The 21,971-nt window shown below is 68.0% G+C and carries 20 protein-coding genes; 8 read left to right on the forward strand and 12 right to left on the reverse strand.

Annotated features, from left to right (window positions below; translation table 11 throughout):
- Positions 1 to 163 precede the first annotated feature (163 nt).
- The 3 genes from ACYX7E_RS17840 (at position 164) to ACYX7E_RS17850 (ending at position 4,724) form a co-directional block, all read left to right on the forward strand.
- A complete protein-coding gene (locus tag ACYX7E_RS17840) occupies positions 164 to 2,323 on the forward strand; it encodes a TonB-dependent receptor (protein ID WP_462081956.1) in 2,160 nt (719 codons plus the stop codon).
- Positions 2,324 to 2,421: 98 nt separating this feature from the next.
- Complete coding sequence (locus ACYX7E_RS17845) at positions 2,422 to 3,942, forward strand: hypothetical protein (RefSeq protein ID WP_462081957.1); 1,521 nt, start codon at positions 2,422 to 2,424, stop codon at positions 3,940 to 3,942.
- Positions 3,939 to 4,724, forward strand: coding sequence for an OmpA family protein (locus ACYX7E_RS17850; protein ID WP_462081958.1), 786 nt, complete (start codon positions 3,939 to 3,941; stop codon positions 4,722 to 4,724). The genes ACYX7E_RS17845 and ACYX7E_RS17850 overlap by 4 nt, the downstream gene beginning before the upstream one ends.
- 76 nt (positions 4,725 to 4,800) lie before the next feature.
- On the opposite strand, the gene ACYX7E_RS17855 is transcribed toward ACYX7E_RS17850, so the two are convergent.
- The 8 genes from ACYX7E_RS17855 to ACYX7E_RS17890 form a co-directional block, all read right to left on the reverse strand.
- A complete protein-coding gene (locus tag ACYX7E_RS17855; protein ID WP_462081982.1) occupies positions 4,801 to 5,787 on the reverse strand; it encodes an aldo/keto reductase in 987 nt (328 codons plus the stop codon).
- A 13-nt stretch (positions 5,788 to 5,800) separates the two neighbouring features.
- Positions 5,801 to 6,772 (reverse strand): Gfo/Idh/MocA family oxidoreductase, encoded by a 972-nt coding sequence (locus ACYX7E_RS17860; protein WP_462081959.1) that lies wholly within the window; start codon positions 6,770 to 6,772, stop codon positions 5,801 to 5,803.
- Positions 6,769 to 7,632, reverse strand: coding sequence for a class III extradiol dioxygenase subunit beta (locus tag ACYX7E_RS17865; RefSeq protein ID WP_462081960.1), 864 nt, complete (start codon positions 7,630 to 7,632; stop codon positions 6,769 to 6,771). Before ACYX7E_RS17865 ends, ACYX7E_RS17860 begins: the two co-directional genes overlap by 4 nt.
- A complete protein-coding gene (gene ligA, locus ACYX7E_RS17870) occupies positions 7,632 to 8,072 on the reverse strand; it encodes a protocatechuate 4,5-dioxygenase subunit alpha (RefSeq protein ID WP_462081961.1) in 441 nt (146 codons plus the stop codon). Before ligA ends, ACYX7E_RS17865 begins: the two co-directional genes overlap by 1 nt.
- Positions 8,062 to 8,982: an amidohydrolase family protein gene (locus ACYX7E_RS17875; RefSeq protein ID WP_462081962.1), complete on the reverse strand. Its 921-nt coding sequence runs from the start codon at positions 8,980 to 8,982 to the stop codon at positions 8,062 to 8,064. The genes ligA and ACYX7E_RS17875 overlap by 11 nt, the downstream gene beginning before the upstream one ends.
- Positions 8,983 to 9,096: 114 nt before the next feature.
- Positions 9,097 to 9,789: a 4-carboxy-4-hydroxy-2-oxoadipate aldolase/oxaloacetate decarboxylase gene (gene ligK, locus ACYX7E_RS17880; protein ID WP_462081963.1), complete on the reverse strand. Its 693-nt coding sequence runs from the start codon at positions 9,787 to 9,789 to the stop codon at positions 9,097 to 9,099.
- On the reverse strand, positions 9,786 to 10,820 hold the full coding sequence (locus tag ACYX7E_RS17885; protein ID WP_462081964.1) for an amidohydrolase family protein: 1,035 nt from the start codon (positions 10,818 to 10,820) through the stop codon (positions 9,786 to 9,788). Before ACYX7E_RS17885 ends, ligK begins: the two co-directional genes overlap by 4 nt.
- Complete coding sequence (locus tag ACYX7E_RS17890; RefSeq protein WP_462081965.1) at positions 10,817 to 11,551, reverse strand: substrate-binding domain-containing protein; 735 nt, start codon at positions 11,549 to 11,551, stop codon at positions 10,817 to 10,819. The genes ACYX7E_RS17885 and ACYX7E_RS17890 overlap by 4 nt, the downstream gene beginning before the upstream one ends.
- A 110-nt stretch (positions 11,552 to 11,661) precedes the next feature.
- Here ACYX7E_RS17890 and ACYX7E_RS17895 point away from each other — a divergent pair, with 110 nt between their 5' ends.
- The gene (locus ACYX7E_RS17895) at positions 11,662 to 12,600 is read left to right on the forward strand and encodes a LysR family transcriptional regulator (RefSeq protein WP_462081966.1); all 939 of its coding nucleotides are present in this window, start codon (positions 11,662 to 11,664) and stop codon (positions 12,598 to 12,600) included.
- Positions 12,601 to 12,726: 126 nt separating this feature from the next.
- A complete protein-coding gene (locus ACYX7E_RS17900) occupies positions 12,727 to 13,836 on the forward strand; it encodes a 5-methyltetrahydropteroyltriglutamate--homocysteine S-methyltransferase (RefSeq protein ID WP_462081967.1) in 1,110 nt (369 codons plus the stop codon).
- Between the two features lie 70 nt (positions 13,837 to 13,906).
- On the opposite strand, the gene ACYX7E_RS17905 is transcribed toward ACYX7E_RS17900, so the two are convergent.
- Positions 13,907 to 15,391: an AMP-binding protein gene (locus ACYX7E_RS17905; protein ID WP_462081968.1), complete on the reverse strand. Its 1,485-nt coding sequence runs from the start codon at positions 15,389 to 15,391 to the stop codon at positions 13,907 to 13,909.
- Positions 15,392 to 15,500: 109 nt separating this feature from the next.
- A complete protein-coding gene (locus ACYX7E_RS17910; RefSeq protein WP_462081969.1) occupies positions 15,501 to 16,322 on the reverse strand; it encodes a p-hydroxycinnamoyl CoA hydratase/lyase in 822 nt (273 codons plus the stop codon).
- Between the two features lie 531 nt (positions 16,323 to 16,853).
- On the opposite strand from ACYX7E_RS17910, the gene ACYX7E_RS17915 reads away from it, so the two are divergent.
- The gene (locus tag ACYX7E_RS17915) at positions 16,854 to 17,339 is read left to right on the forward strand and encodes a MarR family winged helix-turn-helix transcriptional regulator (protein WP_462081970.1); all 486 of its coding nucleotides are present in this window, start codon (positions 16,854 to 16,856) and stop codon (positions 17,337 to 17,339) included.
- Positions 17,340 to 17,438: 99 nt separating this feature from the next.
- Here the strand turns inward: ACYX7E_RS17915 and ligM are convergent, their stop codons facing one another.
- Positions 17,439 to 18,845, reverse strand: a complete 1,407-nt coding sequence (gene ligM, locus ACYX7E_RS17920; protein ID WP_462081971.1) for a vanillate/3-O-methylgallate O-demethylase — start codon at positions 18,843 to 18,845, stop codon at positions 17,439 to 17,441.
- Between the two features lie 33 nt (positions 18,846 to 18,878).
- On the reverse strand, positions 18,879 to 19,595 hold the full coding sequence (locus ACYX7E_RS17925; protein WP_462081972.1) for a GntR family transcriptional regulator: 717 nt from the start codon (positions 19,593 to 19,595) through the stop codon (positions 18,879 to 18,881).
- Positions 19,596 to 19,765: 170 nt separating this feature from the next.
- On the opposite strand from ACYX7E_RS17925, the gene ACYX7E_RS17930 reads away from it, so the two are divergent.
- Both ACYX7E_RS17930 and ACYX7E_RS17935 read left to right on the forward strand, forming a co-directional pair.
- A complete protein-coding gene (locus ACYX7E_RS17930; protein WP_462081973.1) occupies positions 19,766 to 21,235 on the forward strand; it encodes an aldehyde dehydrogenase in 1,470 nt (489 codons plus the stop codon).
- A 1-nt stretch (position 21,236) separates the two neighbouring features.
- Complete coding sequence (locus ACYX7E_RS17935) at positions 21,237 to 21,971, forward strand: alpha/beta fold hydrolase (protein ID WP_462081974.1); 735 nt, start codon at positions 21,237 to 21,239, stop codon at positions 21,969 to 21,971.

The raw sequence follows: 21,971 nt of genomic DNA on the forward strand, positions 1-21,971 counted from the left end.
CGCAGCCGCGCCGGCCGCCGGCCGCGCACCCCCTCCGCCGCCGATGCTGCGCTGCAACTTTACTAACTTAAACATCAAAACAATTATGTAATAGAACTATTTGGCGGGTGGCGCGAACGCCGCCCGCCTGCCGTACATCACGCGACCCTTGGGAGGACATACCGTGATCCATCGCCACATCCGACAGCGCCTGCTGTCTGCAGCCATCCTGACCGCGCTCTCCGGCGCAGCCTCCGCACAGGCGGTCGATGGCGCAGCCGCCGCGACCGACACGCCACCGCCAGCCGCCACCGCCGAACGCGTGCAGACGCTGGATGAAGTCAGGGTCACGGCCGAGCGCCGCAACCAGAGCCTGCAGCAGGTGCCGATCGCGGCCACGGTGATCACCGCCGAGGACATCAGCAAGCGCGGTATCCACAACCTGCACGACATGATGCAGGTCGCGCCGTCGGTGTCGATCAACCAGGTCAACCGCTCGATCTACATCAACATCCGCGGCGTCGGCATCGCCCAGACCGCGCCGACGTCGAGCCCCGGCATCGCCTACTACATCGACGGCCAGCTGATCCCGCAGGAGCAGTCGATCGGCCAGAGCTTCTACGACATCGAGACCATCGAAGTACTGCGCGGCCCGCAGGGCACGCTGACAGGCCAGAACTCGACCGGCGGCGCGATCTACGTGCGCACGCCGGCACCGATCCACGACGAGACCAGCGGTTACTTCGAGCAGTCGTTCGGCGACTACGGCTGGCTGAAATCGGTCGGCGCCGCCAACTTCGGCATCAACGACAACGTCGCGCTGCGCGTGGCCGCGGTCACCGAGAAGCGCGACAGCTATACCCGCAACACCGGCAGCAGTCCCAGCGAGCCGGGCAATACCGACTACCACGGCGCGCGCTTCAACCTGGCCGTGCGCGGGCTCGACGCACGCCTGCGCTTCAACCTGCGCGGCGAGTACTACGACAGCGACAACGACAACAACGCCGTCAAGCGCTGGAACGACACCGTCAGCAGCGATCCCTTCAGTATCCAGGAAGACGCGCTGTCGTACATGCGCCAGAAGGGCACGCGACTGTCGGGTGAGATCAACTACGCGCTCAACGACACCCTGGAACTGCGCTGGCTCAGCAGCTGGCAGGACGGCTCGACCACCGACCAGGCCGACGGCGATCGCACCGATACCGCGCTGCCGCGCCCGGGCGTCGGCCGCGTCGGCTACACCGATACCGAGCTGAAGAACCACATCCACGAGATCAACCTGATCTCGACCGGCAACGGCCCGATCGACTGGGTGGTCGGCGGCTTCCTGCTCGATGGCCGCATCCAGGCCGCGGTGCTGCGCGACAACAACCACACCGTCGACTTCGTCGGCTCGACCTCGACGATCCTGACCGAGCTGCGCAACAATTCAAAGTCGGTGTTCGGCCAGGCCAATGCACGCCTGGGCGAGCGCGCCGAACTGATCGCCGGCGTCCGCCGCAGTTGGGACCGCCAGTCCTACAACCGCATCGCCAGCGCCGGCGGCATCGGCGAGACCACGCTCGAGTCCTCGCAGACGACCGGCAAGCTCGCGCTGAACTACGACCTGACCGACGACATCATGGGTTATGTCTCGGCGTCGAAGGGCTACAAGGCCGGCGGCGCCAACCTGCCGCTGGCGGCACCCGCGTACGGCCCGGAATCCAACTACGTCTACGAGGCCGGCCTGAAGTCGACGCTGTTCGACCGCCGCCTGCGCCTGAACGCCGCGGCGTTCTATTCCGACTATCGCGACATGCAGCTGGCCAGCCTGGCCAACGGCCTGCCGCTGACGCAGAACGCGGCCTCGGGCGAGGCCATGGGCTTCGAGCTGGAAGCCGTGGCCCTGCTCGGCAACCTGTCGATCAATGCCGGCCTGGGCTGGCTGCAGGCGGAGTTCGGCGAGGATGCGCTGCTGCAGAACACGCTGACCAACCAGAACCAGCTGGTGCAGGCCGGCAGCATGCTGCCGTTCTCGCCGGAGGTCACGTTCAATGCCGGGGTCCAGTACGACATCGAACTGGGCGACAAGCTGCTGAGCCCTCGCCTGCAGTGGAACTACATCAGCAAGAGCTACGCGACCCCGTTCACGGTCGACCGCACCGAGGTCTCGTCGCGCAGCGTCGTCGACGCCAAGCTCAGCCTGCGTTACAACGACAACCTGAGCTTCGACGCCTTCGTCAACAACATCTTCGACGAGACCTATTCGACGATGCAGCTGATGAATTCGTCGTCGGCCGACGGCGGCACGCTGTACGGCGCGCCCCGTCATTACGGTGTCCGCGTCCGCTACGATTTCCGCTGACCGGCTGACCGCCCCTCCCCGCGCCGGTTCGCCGGCGCCGCATCGCCACCCGGCCACGATGGCCGGGTCGCGCGCTCCGCAACGACCCGCCCGAGCCCATGCCTCCAGCCAGCCCGTCCCGCCTGCCCCTCATCGCCGCGCGCGCCACGCTTGCCGCGCTGCTGCTGGCCGCCATCGCCACGGCATGGTCCTACAGCCAGGCGCCGCAGCGCTGGTGGTCGCCCGGCGAAGGCCGGGTGTTCGCCGAGACCACCGAGTACGGCAACGACAGCGGCACCCTGCGCCTGCTGGTCGTCGACGGGCCAATGGAGACGCGCGGCCATCCCTTCTTCGAGCCGATCGGTGACTACGGTCGCGCCTGCGTGACCTGCCACCAGCCCGCCGACGGCATGAGCCTGTCGGTCGCCTCGGCACGCGCGCAATGGCAGCAGCGCGGGTACAAGGATCCGCTGTTCGCCGCCTACGACGGTTCCAACTGCCCGGACCTGCCGCAGGAGCTGGCGTCTTCGCACTCGCTGCTGCTCGACCACGGGCTGATCCGCATCGCGCGGCCGTGGCCGCCGCGCAACCACGACGGCAGCCTCATCCAGCCGGACTTCAAGATCGAAGTGGTGCGCGACCCAACGCACTGCAACCTCAGTCCGCGTTGGGGCCTGAACGCCAAGGACCCGATGATCTCGGTCTATCGCCGTCCGCGTCCGGTCGCCAACTTCAAGTACATCCTGGCGATGGGCTTCGCGATCGACCCCAAGCGCAGCCAGCCGTTGCCGCTGGATCCCGACAGCGGCAAGCCGGTGTCGGGCAACCTGCTGGCCGACCGGCGCGCGCTGACGCTGGAGGCGCAGATCCGCGACGCGCTGCAGACGCACCTGGGCTTCCGCGACAAGCTGTCGGCCGAGGATATCGCCCGTATCACCGATTTCGAATCGCGCATCTACGTCGCCCAGCAGCGCTCGCGCGTGGGCGGCGAACTCGACGGCGGCGGCGCCCACGGCGGCCCGGCGATGCTGCGAGACTCCCCCGCAGGCCGGCTCGGCAGCCAGGGCGTGCCGCTGTGGAGCGAGTTCAAGCCCTGGGCCGATGCCGCCAAGGATCCAACGCTGACGCCAGCGCAGCGCGCATGGCGCGAGTCGGTCGCGCGCGGTGCCGAGAACTTCCGCGAGCGCACGTTCCTGATCAGCGACAGCTCGGGCATCAACTCGCGCATCGGCTTCGGCAATCCGGTCCGCGACCGCTGCGCGTTCTGCCACAACATGAGCCAGATGGGCATGGACGTCGCGCCTGGTCAGGTCGACCTCGGCACCACGACGCAACCGTTCGCCGACTCGCAGCCGCACCTGCCGCTGTTCCGCATCACCTGCAGCGGCCCGCCGCATCCGCATTACGGCAAGGTCATCCATACCCATGACCCCGGCTTTGCGCTGACCACGGGGCAATGCAGCGATGTCGGCAAGATCACGCTGCAGACGCTGCGCGGACTGGCCGCGCGTGCGCCGTACTTCTCCAATGGCTCGGCGAAGACGCTGCGCGAGGTCATCGAGTACTACGACCGTCGCTACAACATCGGCTACTCCGAACAGGAGATCCAGGATCTCGTGCATCTGATGGAGGCGCTATGAACGCGGGCAGGCAAGGGATGCTGGGCGCTGCGCTGATGCTGTGCGCTGCGGCGGTGTCCACGGCGGAACCGGCGAACGAGCTGCGCTTCGTCGCCTGCCCGATCTATCGCGACACCGACGCCGGGCGCAAATCCGGCTGCTGGCTGGCCGACAACCCGGAGGACGGCCTGCGTTACGACGTCACCCGGTCGCCGACCAAGCCCGACTGGAATCGCGCGATCCTGGTCGAAGGCCGCGTGTCCGCCGGGCAGGCCAATACCTGCGGCGGCATCGTGCTGGAGCCGGTGCGGGTGTCGCTGCTGGCCGAAGGCTGCACGCGCGCGATGCTGCCCGCCGAGACGTATCCGGGCATCGCGTTCGTGCTGCCCGCGCGCAACGTGCGCCCGATCCACGAGGCGCGCGAGATCCCGGCCCCGCCGTTCGCCACGCGCAGCTTCCACGTGCCGTTCGACCATGGCAGCGATTTCATCGTCTACCAGCTGGGCGACTACTACACCAACCAGGCCGTGCTGTACGCGCGCGACACCCAGGCCCGCCGCATCGAGATCACCGGCTGGGCGGCGACCACGCCGATCACCGTCTCGGGACGCACGCTGGCCGAGCCGGCCGGACTCGCGCAGAGCCGCGCCGACATGATCGCGCAGTGGCTGGTGATGTCCGGCATCGACGCCGGGCGCATCGTCGTCAAGGCCGCGTCCCGCGACCAGGCGGCGGACATCGAAGGCGCCGACGGATTGCGCGACAGCTCGCGCCGTCGCGTCGACATCGTGGTGATTCCCTGAGGGCTTGCGACGGGAACCGGCGCGTGAATGCCCCGGTGCACCAGATGGCCAGCGCAGCGAGATCGGGAGCAGGCTCTCAGAATTGCTCGGTATCGATCTCTGCCTGGGTCGCGTCGGGATAACGCTTGCCGGCGACGCTGTGTTCGCCGATCAACGACGACACCCGTGCCAGCAGCGCCGCATCGAGCGACAGCGTCGCGGCGCCGATGTTCTCGTCCAGATGCGCGACCCGGGTCGTGCCCGGGATCGGGATGATGTCGTCGCCCTGCGCCAGCAACCACGCCAGCGCCAGTTGGCCCGGCGTGCAACCGGCCTCGGCGGCGATCGCGGCCATCGCGTCGACCAGCGCCAGGTTGTGGGCATGGTTGCCGGGCTGGAACCGCGGCATGCCGCGACGGATGTCCCTGGCGTCCAGCGCCTCGACGTCGCGCAGCGTCGCCGTCAGCACGCCGCGTCCCAAGGGACTGAACGCCACCAGCGCGGTGCCCGCGTCCCGGCAGGCCGCCAGCAGCGCGATCTCCGGATTGCGCGTCCACAACGAATACTCGGTCTGCACCGCGGCAATCGGATGCACCGCCTGTGCCCGGCCCAGCGTCGCCGCGGACACCTCCGACAGGCCGATCGCGCGGATCTTGCCCTGCTCGCGCAGCCGCGCCAGTGCGCCGACGCTGTCTTCGATCGCAACGCCCGGGTCCAGGCGGTGCAGGTAATACAGGTCGATGACGTCGGTCTGCAGCCGGCGCAGGCTGTCCTCGCAGTTCTGCACCAGCGTCGCCGGCCGTCCGTCGATGACGCGCTTGCCATCGACGCCGGCCATGCCGCCCTTGCTGGCCAGCACGATGCGCGAGCGCTCTGCGCCGAGCACGCGCCCCAGCAGCGCCTCGTTGGCGCCGAAGCCGTACAGCGCCGCGGTGTCGAACAGGGTCACGCCGCACGCCAGCGCGCGCCGTAGAACCTGTTCGGCGACCTCGGCCGGCGGTGGCGTGCCGTAGGCGTGGCTGAGGCTCATGCAGCCCAGCCCCAGCGCCGACACCGGCACGCCTGCGATGTTGCGCAACGGCATCGTCATGGTGCGCTCAACCGGCTGCGTTGAGCTGGCGCTCGAGCTGGTCGAGCACGCGGTAGCACGGCAACACCTGGGCCACACTCGCGTTCGGTTCGCGGCCTTCGCGGATCGCCGCGAAGAACTCGCGGTCCTGCAACTCGATGCCGTTCATCGACACGTCGACATGCGAGACGTCGATCGCGTTCTCCTTGCCGTCGACGAGGTCGTCGTAACGCGCGATGTAGGTATTGGTATCGCCGATGTAGCGGAAGAACGTGCCGAGCGGGCCATCGTTGTTGAAGCTCAGCGACAGCGTGCAGATCGCGCCGTTGGCGGCCTTGAGCTGGATGCTCATGTCCATCGCGATGCCGAGCTCGGGATGGATCGGCCCCTGCACCGCATGCGCCTGCACGATCTCGGCCCCGGCCTGGTAGGCGAACAGGTCGACGGTATGCGCGGCGTGGTGCCATAGCAGGTGGTCGGTCCAGCTGCGCGGCTGGCCGAGCGCGTTCATGTTGCTGCGACGGAAGAAGTAGGTCTGCACATCCATCTGCTGGATATTGAACGCGCCGTCGCGGATCTTGTGGTGGATGTACTGGTGGCTGGGATTGAAGCGGCGGGTGTGCCCGCACATCGCCACCAGCCCGGTCTGCCGTTGCAGCGCGACCACGGCCTCGGCATCGGCCAGGCGGTCGGCCATCGGGATCTCGACCTGTACGTGCTTGCCCGCACGCAGCGCGGCCTGTGCCTGCTCGGCATGCATCTGCGTCGGCGTGCACAGGATCACCGCGTCGACCTCGGGCAGCGCCAGGCTTTCGTCGAGTTCGGTGGCGACATGGGCGATGCCGTACTTGTCGGCGATCTCGCGGGTCTTGCCCAGGTCGCGGCTGACCAGCGACACCACTTCGACGCCATCGATGTTGCGGATGCCGTCGAGATGCTTGATGCCGAACGCGCCGGCGCCCGCCAGTGCGACCCTGATCGGACCGGTGTGCCCGCTCATGCCTGCTCCTCCAGCACCAGGTGGCCGACCGCGGTGTTCGAGGCCGGCACGTGATAGAAGCGATGGCTGACCTTGGGCGCCGGGCCGCCGTCGCTGTCGGCCATCGCGCCGCGCGCGATCAGCCACATCACCAGCTCGATGCCTTCGGAACCGGCCTCGCGCACGTAGTCGATGTGCGACATCTCGGACAGGTCCTGCGGGTCGGCGATCAGGCGGTCGAGGAAGGCATTGTCCCACTCGCGGTTGATCAGGCCGGCACGCGGGCCCTGCAGCTGGTGGCTCATGCCGCCGGTCCCCCAGACCTGGACCTTGAGGTCCTTGCCGAAGGTGTTGACCGCCTTGCGGATCGCGCGGCCGATGTTGTAGCAGCGGCGCCCCGACGGCACCGGGTACTGCACCACGTTGACCGCGAACGGGATCACCTTGAACGGCCAGGCCTGCGGCTGTCCGCACAGCAGCGACAGCGGCACGGTCAGGCCATGGTCGACATCCATCCTGTTGACGATGGTCATGTCGAAGTCGTCCTGGATCAGCGACTGCGCGATGTGCCAGGCCAGTTCCGGATGGCCTTCGACGGTCGGCACCGGGCGCGGGCCCCAGCCTTCATCGGCCGGCTGGAACTCGGCGGCGGTACCGATCGCGAACGTCGGGATCATTTCGAGACTGAAGGCGGTGGCGTGGTCGTTGAAGACCAGGATCACCACGTCGGGCGTATTCGCCGGATCGGCGATCCAGGCCTTGGAGGCGTCGTAGCCTTCGAAGACCTTCTGCCAGTACGGCTCGGCGGTCTTGCCGGCATCGAGGGCCGCGCCGATCGCCGGCACGTGCGAGGTGTAGACGCTTGCGCTGATCTTCGCCATCACACCGCTCCCTTGCCCGACGAGCCCTGCGGCTGCCGATGCGGTTGCGCGTCGCCGCTCTCGCCCAGGTAACGGTTGCCTTCCGGCGAACGTCCGCCCTTGATCATCATCTCGCGATACTCCTCTTCGGTCATCCCGGTCATGCTGCCGGCGAGCTGCTGGAACGACTTGCCGTCGGTCGCGCCCAGCTTGGCCAGGAAATAGATGTTGCCGCCCAGTGCGATGCAGCGGTTCAGGTCGCGATCGAGCAGGGCCTGCTTCTGCTCCTCGCTCATCGCCCACTCGTCCAGGTACGCGCGCTCGTCGGCCTTGAAGCGCTCGCGGTTCTCGGCCTTCATCAGCGACATGCAGAACTGGTTGACCCAGTAGCCTTTGCGCGACTGCTCGGCATCGAACACCGTGGTGCCGGGAATATCGTTGTAGGGTTTGTCAACGCTCATCTTCTGAACTCCAGTAAAGACGCATCGGGTTGTCGACCAGCAGCTTGTGCTGCAGCTCCACGGTCGTGGCGATCTGCGCGATGAAATCCACCAGCAGGCCGTCGTCGGGCATGTGATCCTTGAGATTGGGGTGCGGCCAGTCGGTTCCCCACAGCACGCGGTCGGGGAAGGTCTCGATCAGGCGGCGCGCGAACGGGACCACGTCGCGATAGGGATGGCGCTCGCCATCGAGCGCAGCCGGGCCGGACACCGACAGCCGTTCGGGACAGCTGACCTTGGACCAGACGTTGCCGTGCTCGCGCATGAATTTGACGAACAGTTCGAACTCGGGGCCATCCACCGGCTGGCCGACATCGGGCCGGCCCATGTGGTCGACGACCACGGTCGTCGGCAGCGCGGTGAAGAAGTCCCATAGCTCGGGCAGGTCGACCGCTTCGAAATAGATCACCACGTGCCAGCCGAGCGTCGCGATCCGGCTGGCGATTTCCATCAGCTCGTCGCGCGGCGTGAAGTCGACCAGCCGCTTGACGAAGTTGAAGCGCACGCCGCGCACGCCGGCGTCATGCAGCCGTTGCAGCTCGGCGTCGCTGACGTCGCGGCGGACCGTCGCCACGCCGCGCGCGCGTCCGTCGGCGTGCACCAGCGCATCGACCAGCGCGCGGTTGTCGTCGCCATGGCAGGTCGCCTGCACGATGACGTTGCGGGCAAAACCGAGATGATCACGCAGTGCGAACAGCTGTTCCTTGGAGGCATCACAGGGCGTGTACTTGCGGCCCGGCGCATAAGGGAAGCGGTCACCGGGGCCGAAGACATGACAGTGCGCGTCGACCGCGCCCGCAGGCAAGCGCAGCGTCGGCGTCGACGGGGCCGCGCACCAGTCCAGCCAGCCGGGGGTTTTCTCGAAGCTCATCGGGTCACTCGTCCGCGGGAAGGCATCAGGAGGGGGGACGACAGGCGGCCACCACAGCGCAGGCACATGCGACGGCGTCCGTCGTCATGACCACGCACCGCGTGCTGGCCGGATTCAATCGACATAGCGCAGGCCAGCCTTCTCCAATGGTCCGCGCATGCTGTACATGTCCAGGCCGAGCACGCCGGATGCCAACGTCGCTCGCTTCTCCGCCTCCAGCGCCTCGCGCTTGGCGGCCGCCCCGGCGACCTGCGCTGCCTGCGCCGCGGGCACCACGACAACGCCATCGTCGTCGGCGACGATGACATCGCCCGGATTGACCAACGCGCCGGCACAGACCACCGGGATGTTGACCGAGCCCAGCGTCGCCTTGATCGTGCCCTTGGCGCTGATCGCGCGACTCCACACCGGGAAGCCCATCGCGGTCAGGTCCCTGACGTCGCGGACACCGGCATCGATGATAAGGGCGCGCGCGCCGCGTGCCATGAACGAGGTCGCCAGCAGGTCGCCGAAATAGCCGTCGGTGCATTCGGCGGTCACTGCAGCGACGACGATGTCACCGGGCCGGATCTGCTCGGCGGCGACGTGCATCATCCAGTTGTCGCCCGGGTGCAGCAACACGGTCACGGCCGTGCCGGCGACATGCGCGCCGCCGTAGATCGGACGCATGTAGGGCTTGAGCAGCCCCATCCGCCCCATCGCCTCGTGCACAGTCGCGGCGCCGAAGCGACCCAGCGCGGCGGTGGCGTCGCGGTCGGCGCGGACGATGTTGCGGCGGACGACGCCCAGGGTATTGATGTCACTCATGCTCGCGCCTCCCGTGCGCTCAGGATGGAATCCAGTCGCGGATAGACGCGACGGGCGTTGCCTTCGTAGATCTTGTAGCGGTCGGCATCGCTGAAGCGTGGCGAGGCGTCGACATAACGGCGCGTATCGTCGAAGTTGAAACCGGTCTCCGGGTCGACGCCGCGGACCGCGCCGATCATCTCGGAGGCGAACAGGATGTTGTCGACCGGGATGACTGTGCCCAGCAGGTCGATGCCCGGCTGGTGGTAGACGCAGGTGTCGAAGAACACGTTGTTCATCAGGTGCTGCTGCAGCAGCGGCTTCTTCAGCGCCTGCGCCAGTCCGCGGAAGCGCCCCCAGTGGTAGGGCACCGCGCCGCCGCCGTGCGGGATCACGAAGCGCAGCGTCGGGAAGTCCTTGAACAGGTCGCCTTCGAGCAACTGCATGAACGCGGTGGTGTCGGCATTGAGGTAATGCGCGCCGGTGGTGTGGAAGCAGGCGTTGCAGCTGGTCGACACATGCACCATCGCCGGGATGTCGTACTCGACCATCTTTTCGTAGATGGGATACCAGTGCCGGTCGGTCAGTGGCGGCGCGGTCCAGTGGCCGCCGGACGGATCCGGGTTGAGGTTGATGCCGACGAAGCCGTAGTCGCGGATGCAGCGTTCGAGTTCGGGGATGCAGGTCGCCGGATCCACACCGGGCGACTGCGGCAGCATCGCCGCGCCGATGAAATGTTCCGGGTAGAGCCCGGCGACGCGGTGGCAGAGTTCGTTGCAGATCGCCGCCCAGGTCGCGCTGACCTGGAAGTCGCCGATGTGGTGGGCCATGAAGCTCGCACGCGGCGAGAAGATCGTCAGGTCCGAGCCGCGCTCGCGCATCAGCCGCAGCTGGTTGGCCTCGATGGTCTCGCGCAGCTCGTCGTCGGAGATCTTCAGCGCCGAGGCCGTCGGCATCGCCGAGGGATCCTGGATGCCGGCGATCTGGCGGTTGCGCCAGTCCGCCAGCGCGTCGGGCGCGGTGGTGTAGTGACCGTGACAGTCGATGATCATGCGGATTCCGTTGGCAACTGCGTTGTGACAGGGGAAGGAAGGGGCTGCATGCCGTGGCGTCGTTTCGCCTCGGCGGCCTCCGGCGACGCCAGGAACCCCAGCAGGCGGCGCGCGGCGTCGGCATGCGGCGAGCCCGCCACCACGCCTGCCGAGAACGTCGTGTCGATGGCGACCTCGTCCGGCATTGGACCGACGATGTCGATACCCGGTACGTGCATCAGTTCGCTCAGTTGCTGGAAGCCCAGTGCCACCGCACCACTGGCGACCAGCGAGGCTACCGGCACACCCGGCGAGGCCTGCACGATGCGCGGTGCGATCTGCACGGCGATGCCCCAACGTTCGAACAGACGCTGCAACGCGACGCCGCTCGGCCCGGTCGAGTACCCGATCGTCGCGGCGGCCTGCACGGCGGCACGCAACGCGGCTTCGGAACCGATGTCCGGCGACACGCCGCCGGCCGGCACCGCCACCGCCGTGGCCGAGCGCATCAGGTCGACCTTGCTGCCGGCGACAACACGACCGGCCGCAAGCAGACGGTCGATGGCCTCGGAAGCCAGCACGACCACATCGAAGGCCTCGTCCCCGGTCAGCACGCGCCTGGCGGCGTCGACGCCGCCGACCGACTCGATGGCGACGGCACTGCCTTCGCGCACCTGCCAGGCCGCCGCCAGCTCGGCCAGCACCTGTCGCGTGGCCATCGAGGAAATGCCTTGCAAGGTCGCGGTATGCATGCCCCGATCTTGCCGCCGGGCTGCCGCTCCGACTACGGGGATTCGGATCTAACAGCTATATCAGTTTGATATATTTCAAGCCGTGGTATCACATACAGGCAGGACCAGGCATGGACCTTCGGCAGATCGAATACTTCGTCCGGGTCGCAGAATTGGGCAGCTTCACCCGGGCATCGGTCGCACTCGGCATCGCCCAGCCGGCCCTGAGCCGGCAAGTCCGGCTGCTCGAAGTCGAGCTGCAGCAGCCGCTGCTGTTGCGCAACGGCCGTGGCGTCACGATGACCGAGGCCGGCAAGGTCATGCTCGAACAGGGCCGGGGCGTGATGCACCAGGTCGCGCGCCTGCGCGACGAGCTGGGCAGGATCCGCGGCGGCTTCGCCGGCGGCGTGTCGCTGGGCCTGCCGCCAAGCCTGTCGAAGCTGCTGACGGTCCCGCTGGTGCGTGCCGCGACCCGCACCCTGCCGGGCGTGCGGCTGTCGGTCAGCGAGGGCCTGACCACGGCGATGCAGGACGCGCTGATCAGCGGCCAGCTCGACCTCGCCCTGCTCTACAACATGCCCTCGCATCCGGACATCGACAGCGAGTTCGTGCTCGATGAGCCCCTGTTCCTGGTGTCGCGCAATGTCGCCGGCGTTGCACCGCGTGCGGTTCCGTTGTCCGAGCTCGCGACATTCGCACTGGTCATTCCCCGCCGCCCGAATGCGTTCCGCGTGCTGGTCGAGGATGCGCTGGCCAAGCTCGGCCTGCCGCCCCGGATCGCGATGGAGGCCGATGGCGTCGATGCGATCCTGGGCCTGGTCGCCGATGGTGTCGGCAGCGCCGTGCTCGGTGCCGCCGCGGTCGCGACCGCCGTCGTCCCCGGCCGCTACACGGTCAACCCGATCGGCGCGCCCGGCCTGTCGACGCGGATCCACCTGGCCACCAGTTCGCAGCGGCCGACCACGCAGGCGCAACGCGCACTGATGACGCTGATCCGCGCAACCCTGCCCGGGGCGCTCGACCCCTCGCACCGGCACGGCACGCCGCGGCATCCCGACACCTGGCCCTGACACCTGGCCCTGACACTTGGCCCTGAGCCGGACCTTGAGGGACTGCGCAGCGCCGCAACACCATCGCTCGACGTGCATGTATGGATTCCTGATAATCGGGGTTTTCAACAGATGGATGTCGTGACGATGCCGATGGACCCGATCCTGCCTTCCCGCGCCGACCACGTCGGCAGTTTCCTGCGCCCCGCGTACCTGCTGCAGGCGCGCGACGACTTCAAGCTGGGGCAGATCGATGCCGCCGCGTTGCACAAGGTGGAAGATCGCGCGATCTCCGAGATCGTCAAGTTCCAGGAAGACGTCGGCCTGCAGGCGATCACTGACGGCGAATTCAGGCGCACCTATTTCCATCTCGACTTCCTCGAGCAGCTTGGCGGCGTGCACGTCGGCGAACCTGGAACGCGCAAGCGCGAGGACGGCACCGAGGAACTGTTGCCGCCGACGATGACCGTCGTCGACCGCGTCACGCATGCGCGCGACATCCAGCTGGCCGACTTCCAGTTCCTGCGCGGCCAGACCGCGCGCACGCCCAAGGTCACGATCCCGTCGCCGACGATGCTGCATTTCCGCGGCGGCCGCGCCGGCATCAGCGCCGAGCACTATCCCGAACTCGATCCGGCCTTCTACGAAGACGTTGCCGATGCCTATGGCCGCGAGCTGGCATCGCTGGCCGCCGCCGGCTGCACCTACGTGCAGATGGACGACACCAACCTGGCGTACCTGTGCGACGACAAGATGCGCGAGGCCGCCCGTGCCCGCGGCGACGATCCCGACGAGCTGCCGCATCGCTATGCGAAGTTCATCAACCTGGTGGTCGACCGCAAGCCGGCCGGCATGACGCTGGCGGTGCACCTGTGCCGCGGCAACTTCAAGAGCACCTGGGCCGCACAGGGCAGCTACGAGCCGGTCGCCGAGGCGCTGCTGTCGGAAATGAACGTCGACGCCTATTTCCTGGAATACGACGATGCGCGCTCGGGCGACTTCAAGCCGCTGCGCTTCCTGCCCAAGAACAAGATCGTCGTGCTCGGCCTGATCAGCACCAAGCTCGGCGCGCTGGAGTCCAAGGACGACATCAAGCGCCGCATCGAAGAGGCCGCGCAGTACGCGCCGCTCGACCAGCTGGCGCTGTCGCCGCAGTGCGGTTTCTCCAGCACCGTGCACGGCAACGACATCGCCGTCGAGCAGCAGCGCCAGAAGCTGCAGCTCGTCGTCGACACCGCCCGCGAGGTCTGGGGCTGAGTCACACGGGCGGAGCTTGCGGGCCGCGGGACCCTGTCCTGCGGCCCCAGCGGCGCAACGCAATGCGCGACTAGCGCCTCGACGACTCCGCCAGCCAACGCTTCAGCGCGGCCTTCTGCAACTTGCCTGTCGCCGTGCGCGGCAGCGCTTCGACGATGACCACCTGGCGCGGCAACTTGTAGCGCGCCAGTCGCTGCTCGAGATGGGCCAGCACCGCGTCCACCTGCAGGCCGGGATCGGCCGGCACGATCGCCAACCAGCCGACCTCGCCCCAGCGCGGATCGGGCAGGCCGACCAGGGCACATTCGGCAATGCCGGGATGATCGGCCAGCGCGGCCTCGATCTCGGCGGGATAGATGTTCTCGCCTCCGGAAATGAACATGTCCTTCTTGCGATCGACGATCCAGAAGAAGCCGTCCTCGTCGTGGCGCACGATGTCGCCGGTCGCGAACCAGCCATCGCGGTCGAAGGCCTTCGCCGTCTCCAGCGGATTGCGCCAGTAGCCCGGCGTGATGCTGGCCCCGCGCAGCAGCAGTTCGCCGGCTTCGCCCGCGGCGCAGACGCGGCCGTCGCCATCGACGACGCGGGTCTCGATGCCGGGCGCGGCGATACCGACCGAACCGGGTTTGGCGCGGATCACGTCGAGCTCGACGGACATGCCGAACACCGTGCCCGCCTCGCTCATGCCGAAGCCGCCGACCATCGGCACGCCGTCGGCCAGCCACGCCAGGATGTCGTCGATCGCATGCGGCGCGCCGCCGGTGACCAGCGCCGTCATCCTGCGCAACGGCGCCGGATCGAAGCCCGGCTGGGTGCGGAAGACCTCCATCATCTGCGGCACGCCGACATAGTGGGTGATCGCCAGCGCGGCATCGGTCAGCCAGGCCAGCGTGCGCTGCGGCTCGAAGCCATCCGACACCAGCAGCGCGCCGCCTGCGCGCAGCACCGGACGGACATTGGTGACCAGGCCGATGACATGGAACATCGGCGCCTCGCACAGGAAGCGGCTGCCGGCATCGATCCGCGTGCAGGCGGCGAAATTCAGCGCGGTCTGCTCGAGATTGCGCTCGGTCAGCATCACGCCCTTGGGCTGTCCGGAGGTCCCCGAGGTGGTCAGGATCAGGCTGACCGCATCGGGATCGATGCGCGCGGGCGCATGCACGGGCGCCTGCGCGGCCGCCTCTGCGAAGGCGTCGATCGAGGCACCATCGAGCAATGCCGCACCTGCGCTGTCGACCAGCAGCAGCCGCGGCGTCACCAGTGCCTGCTGGCCTTCGAGCTCGGCCTGGCTGAGTCGCCAGTTCAGCGGTACCAGGATCGCGCCGGTGCGCGCGCAGGCGTGGTGCAGCGCGACCAGCCAGACGCTGTTACGGGCCAGCACGGCCACGCGCTCGCCATCGGCGCAGCCGAGCGCCGCCAGGCGTCCGGCCATGCGGCCGACCAGGTCGTCCAGTTCGGCATAGGTCCACGCCAGGCCCTTGGCCAGGTCGCGCGCCGCAAGCCGATGCGGTGCGAGACGCGCATGGAACGCGATGTAATCAACAAGCTCGGGCATGAGACGCTCCCACGTGGCTCATGGATGGAAATTGGCAACCAGCCGCAGCTGGCCAACGCCCGTCGCGCGCATCGCGGGATACCTGCGGCAGGACGTCGAGCCGGAGGGCTCAGCGCGGCTTCAGCGCGTAGGCGTCCAGGCCGGGCTTGTAGCTCTTCTCGTCGATGAACTGGCGGATGCCTTCCTTGCGGCCTTCGTTGTCGAAGCTGTTGGCCGCCTCCTGCAGACGCACCAGGTAATCCTCGGCCTCGTCGTAGCTCATGCCGCCAACGCGACGCACCGCGTCCTTGGTGTACTTCAGCGCGATCGGGTTCTTGCGCAGCAGGATGTCGGCGACCTCGCGGGCGCGCTGCTCGAGCCGGTCCAGCGGCACGCTCTCGTTGACCAGCCGCCATTCCGAGGCCTTGCGGCCATCGATGACCTCGCCGGTCAACGACATCCACATCGCATCGCGCATCGACATCAGCTCGACCGCGACCTTGGTGACACCACCGCCGGGCAGGATGCCCCAGTTGATTTCCGACAGGCCGAACTGCGCCTCGTCGGCCGCGATCGCCAGGTCGCATGCGAACAGCGGGCCGAAACCGCCGCCAAAGCACCAGCCGTTGACCATCGCGATGGTCGGCTTCTGGAACCAGCGCAACCTGCGGAACCAGCCATAGGATTCGCGCTGCGACTTGCGCACGCCGCGCAGGCCCTGCGCTTCGGTCTCGCGGAAGTATTCCTTCAGGTCCATGCCGGCCGACCATGCGGTGCCCTCGCCGCCCAGCACCAGCACGCCGACGGCATCGTCGAACTCGAGTTCGTCGAGCACGTCCATCATCCGCCGGTTCAACGTCGGGCTCATCGCATTGCGCTTCTCGGGCCGGGCGAACTTCACCCAGGCCACCCGGTCCTCGATCCTTACCGACACCACGTCACGATCGCTCATGTCATTGCTCCTGGACATCTTCCGCTGCGGGGTTCGCGGGTTCATGGCTGCGATGGCCAGCGCCGCCGCGGCCGGGACGACCGTCGCCAGAGGCGAACCCGGATATTAATTATGAATCATAACTTCTTGCCCGACGCAATGTAGGGCAGGTCCCGCGCCATGGCAAGCCCCCGGCGCAACGCCTGCGTGGCGAGCGTGGACGGCGTGAAGACGGCAGGCCGCACGTTGCGCAGTGCAGCAGCGCACAGGCCGACCGCACGGCACGCCCGCTGGAGCACGCCTGCTGCGGCACGACCGCAGCCCACCACCTCAAGCCGCCACCGCAGGCACAAGAATGTCGTTATGTTTCATAAAGATATCGCGACCGCGCGGCCGCGGCCGGGCATCACGCGGGGCGATCATGCAGACGGTCGTGCAGGCAGTGGTGCAGGCACCGCCGCGCATATCCGCACCGGCGCGTGCTCACCACGGCCGATCCGCACGTATCATGGGCGGGCGTCAACGACGACCCGAAGACCTTCCAGGATCAGGATGCGCAGCCCCTCTCCCGCCAACGGCACGCCCGCCACCACCGCAGACGACGGCCACGCGACGATCGACCAGTCGCGCCTGCAGGGTCTGCTCGGTTACCAGCTGACGCGCGCGGAGGTGTCGTTGCATCGCCGCATGGTCGAACGCCTCGACCCGTTCGCATTGCGCCCGGCCGAGTTCTCGATCCTGCTGCTGGTCGAGGCCAACATCGGCATCAACCAGAGCCAGATCGGCGAAGCCCTCGGGGTATCGCCTCCCAACCTGGTCGCCGTCATCACCCGGCTGATCAAGCGTCGCCTGTTGCGCCGCAGCCAGAGCCGGCAGGACCGCCGCGTACATCACCTGCACCTGACCCCGGCCGGCGCAGAACTGCTGGCGCAGGCTGTCGTCGAGGTCGATGCGTTCGAGGCCGACCTCAGCGCGTCGCTGACCGCCCAGGAGCTGCGCGTGCTGCGCAAGGCCCTGGCCAAGGTCTCGGCACGTTGATCGACGGGCATCCCGTCCAAGGCCTGTCCGCCTGCACACGCCCGCACCGGACCTGCAGATGATCTGCTGACGACCTGTCGCGCGCGCAGCCAGCGCGTGTCAGAGCTTGCCGGTCGTCCGCCAACTCCCGTCGGCATAGCCGCTGCGCACCGAGGCCACGTATGGCACCGGGCACACCGTCGCGCGGATCTCGACCTGGCGATGGCGCTCGACGGTCGGCTTGCGCGAGCCGCCATCTTCCTCGCCCCAGACGAACACGACCTCGGTGCCCGGCTCGGCGTGTTCGGGATCCAGCATCGCCAGCGTCAGCATCTTGCGTTCGTTGCTGCTGTAGCCGACCCAGGTCGAGAGGCCGACCAGCTGGCCGTCCTTCATGACGCGGTCGAACGGGTACATCGCGTAGACCGCGGACGGGAAGTCGAAATACTTGGCGCGGTCTTCCTGCTTGCCGAACTGCGACGCGATCGCCATCGCGACGTCGTGGTCGTCGAGTTCCAGCGTGACCTTGATGCGGTGCGGCTTGCCGGCGATCTTCTCGAGTGCCTCGCGGCCGATGAAGTCGTGGTCGAATTTCACGAACGCGCCGTAGCCGAGGTCGTACGGGGTCAGGTAGTAGTCCTCGATGTTGTCGGAGTAGTAACTGCCCCCCAGCGAGGCGTTGCCTTCAAAGCTGTTGGCCGCCAGCCATTCGCGGTACTTGCGCATGCGCTCGTCGCCGGAATAGATCGCCGGCATCGGCGACGGAATCCAGCCCGATTCCAGCGTGTTCGACGAGTACGCGCGCGCACCCACCAGGTGCAGGCCGTCGTCCTGGCCGGCCTCGACCAGGGCGGCCTTGACCGCCTCACCGTCGGCCACCGGACCGAACAGTTCGAAGCCCGGCTGCCCGGCCATACCGTGGCGCAGGGCCCGCACCGGCCTGCCGGCGATCTCGACCTCGCACATGTGGAAGAACTTCAGGTCCGGCGGCGCCTTGCCGAGCGCGCGCGTCATGATCTTCATCGCGTTAGGGCCCTGGATCTGGTAGCGGTAGGTCTTGCGTGCGACCGGATCGGAACGCGAGGCCGAACGCTCGTCGCGCTCGCAGGTGACGTCATAGCCGCCGGTCTCGGCGTGGTACTGCACCCAGTTGTGCACCGCCGGCCGGCCGATCAGATTGAACAGGTCCTTGTCGAGGTAGCAGAGCACCACGTCGCCGATGACATGCCCGTCCCAGTTCACCGGCACGTACTGCTTGGCCTTGTTGACGGTGAAGCCCTTGAAGCTGTTGATGCCGAGCTTCTCGAGCAGCTTGAACGCATCCGGGCCGGACACGTACATGTCGGTCATGTGGTACGACTGGTTGAACAGCACGGCGGTTTCCTGCCAGGCCCGCTGTTCGTCGCGCCAGTTGGTGTATTCGGGCTGCACGACCGGGTACGGATTGGGTCCGCTCTGCGAATGCCGCAGATGATGGACCGCGCCACCGTTGGCCTGCAGGCGCTGGTCCAGATTGCTCTCACTCATCGATGTCCTCCCGGGAACAGGTTCAGGTTGTGCTCAACGCGGCCGGGATCGGCCGGGTTGTGCAGGGTCGGCCGCGAACGCAATCGCGACCATGTTGATGCTTTCCTTGGCCGCGAACGCGTGTTCGCGCATCAGCGCTTCGGCACGCGTGCCCTGGCCCAGGGCGATCGCCTCGACGATCGCGTGGTGCTGGCGATGCGCGTACTGCAGCATCGCGCCCATCCTGTCGGGCGCGTCCTTGTCGAAGGCCAGTGCCTGCGGCCCGGCGAACGGCACGTGGCGCACGCGTTCGAGCGCATCGGCGATGGTCTGACTGCCAGCCTCGGCAACGATCGCCGCATGCCAGCGCGTGTTCATGTCGGCATAGGCGGCCTCGTCGCCGGCCTGCAGCTCGCGATGGGCGAAGATCGCATCGCCATCCTCCAGGCAGTTGCGCAGTTCGCGCAGGCAGGCCTTGGAGACGCCGCGCTCGACGATCCGCCGCACGGCCAGCCCTTCCAGCACCGAGCGCACGTCGATGGCGTCGTCGACATCGCCCGCGGTGAACGCACGCACGGCATAGCCACGCGCCGGCTGCTGGGTCAGCAGGCCTTCCTGCGCCAGTAGCGGCAACGCCTGCCGCACCGGCGTCCGGGACATCCCGAGCTGCTCGGCCAGCGGCGCCTCGGCAACGCGTTGGCCCGGCGCCAGCTCGCCGCGCAGAATCATCTCGCGGAGGCGCAGCGTGGCTTGCGAGAGTTGCGAATGCACGCGCCCACCAACATAGAAAGTTGCCTTATATTGCGGACGGGATCCGGTGCTGTCAATACGGGATCCCGAAAATCACAAAATAAGGCACACTTACTTGTGTCGCGGTAAGATCCAGGCAACGTGGGATCCCGAGGTCCCGCGCCAGCCATCGCAGCCGTCCGGGAGGGAACATGCTCGATCCACGCCATCGCGACCCGCAGGTCGCCGTCCAGGCCCCGTTATCCATCTATGTCGACGGCGACTGGCGCAAGCCCGATTCGGCAGTGCAGCTGCCGGTCATTTCGCCGGTCACCGAAGAGGTGTTCGCCCGCTATGCGGAGGGCAATGCGCACGACATCGATGACGCGGTCGCCGCGGCCCGGCGGGCGTTCGACGACGGGCCCTGGCCGCACATGCCTGCCGACGAGCGCGGCGCATACCTCGAACGCATCGCCGACCTGCTGGACGCGCGACTGCCCGAGCTGGCCAATGCCTGGACGGTCCAGGTCGGCGCGCCGATCGCGATGACGCGCTACGCGGTCGCGCAGGCACCGCAGCTGTTCCGCTTCCATGCCCGTCTGCTACGCGACACGCCGATGGTCGACGTGCGCACCGGCGCCAAGGGCGGCCGGGTCCGCGTGTTGCGCGAGCCGGTCGGCGTCGTCGCCGCGATCACGCCGTGGAACGCGCCGCTGGTGCTGCTGTGCTACAAGGTCGCCGCCGCGCTGGCCGCCGGTTGCACCGTGGTCGCCAAGCCGTCGCCGGAAACGCCGATCGATGCCTACCTGCTGGCCGAATGCATCCATGCCGCCGGTGTGCCAGCCGGCGTGTTCAACGTCGTCGCCGGTGGACGCGAGCTGGGTGAGCACCTGATCCGCCACCCCGGCATCGACAAGATCAGCTTCACCGGCAGCACCGCCGCCGGCCGCCACATCGCCGCGGTCGCAGCGCAGCGCATGCTGAGGACCGGCTTCGAACTGGGCGGGAAGTCCGCCGCGATCGTGCTCGAGGATGCCGACATCGGGCACATGCTGCAAAGCCTGGTCCCGTACTCGATGCCGATTGCCGGGCAGGTCTGCTTCTCGCTGACCCGCTTGCTGGTCCCTGAGTCGCGCAAGCGCGAAGTGACCGATGCCTATGTCGGCGCGATGGCCGCACTGAAGCTCGGCGATCCGTTCGCCGACACCACCCAGATGGGTCCGCTAGCGATGGCCCGCCAGCTGCAACGCGTGCAGGACTACATCGCGAGCGGCCACGCGCAGGGCGCGACGCTGCTGCTCGGCGGCGGCCGCCCCACCAGCCTGTCGCGCGGCTACTACATCGAACCCACGGTGTTCGGCGACGTCGACAATGCGATGACGATCGCGCAGGAGGAGATCTTCGGCCCGGTGGTCTCGATCATCAGCTATACCGACCTCGACGACGCCGTGCGCAAGGCCAACGACACCATCTTCGGCCTGCATGGCGCGGTCTATACCCCGGACGCGGAGCGCGGTTACGCGGTCGCGCGCCGCCTGCGCTCGGGCAGCGTCACCGTCAACGGGCTGATCGTCGATCCGACGATGCCGTTCGGCGGCTTCAAGCAGTCCGGGATCGGTCGCGAAGGCGGCATCGAGGGGTTCGATGCCTACCTCGAGACCAAGACCGTCTATTTCGCCTGACATGCCGCCACGGACCCCGCTGCTGCTGCTCTCTGGACTGCTGTGCGACGACACCGTCTGGGCGTCGCAGCGGCAGGATCTGTCCGACATCGCCGACATCCGCGCCCTCGACTTCCGTGGCTACGATCGCATCGAGACGATGGCGGCCGCAGTGCTGCGCGAGGCGCCCGCGCGCTTCGCACTGGCCGGCCACTCAATGGGCGCGCGGGTCGCGCTCGACGTGGTGCGCCAGGCCCCGCACCGGGTCGCCCGGCTGGCCCTGCTCGACACCGGCATCCACACCGTCCGCGCTGGCGAGCGCGCGCAGCGCATGCAGCTGCTGGCACTGGCACGGCGCGACGGCATGCAGGCGCTGGCCGCGCAATGGCTTCCGCCGATGCTGCATCCCGCGCATGCGCAGGACGGACCGATCCTGTCGGTGTTGACCGCGATGGTCATGCGCATGGATACCGACATCTTCGCCGGGCAGATCGAGGCCCTGCTGCATCGCCCCGATCCGCAGGCGGTACTGGCCGCGCTCGACGTGCCGGTGCTGGTTGGCGTCGGCAGCGACGACCGCTGGAGTCCGCCGGCCCAGCATCGGCAGATCGTGGACCAGCTCGGCGCGGCGCACAGGGCAAGGCTGGAGATCTTCGCCGGTGCCGGGCACATGGCGCCCTGCGAAGCGCCAGGCGCGGTCAACCGCGCGTTGCGGAACTGGCTGCAGACACCCGAGGCGCGCGACGCGCAGCCCTGA

This window comes from Luteimonas sp. RIT-PG2_3, assembly GCF_054902115.1.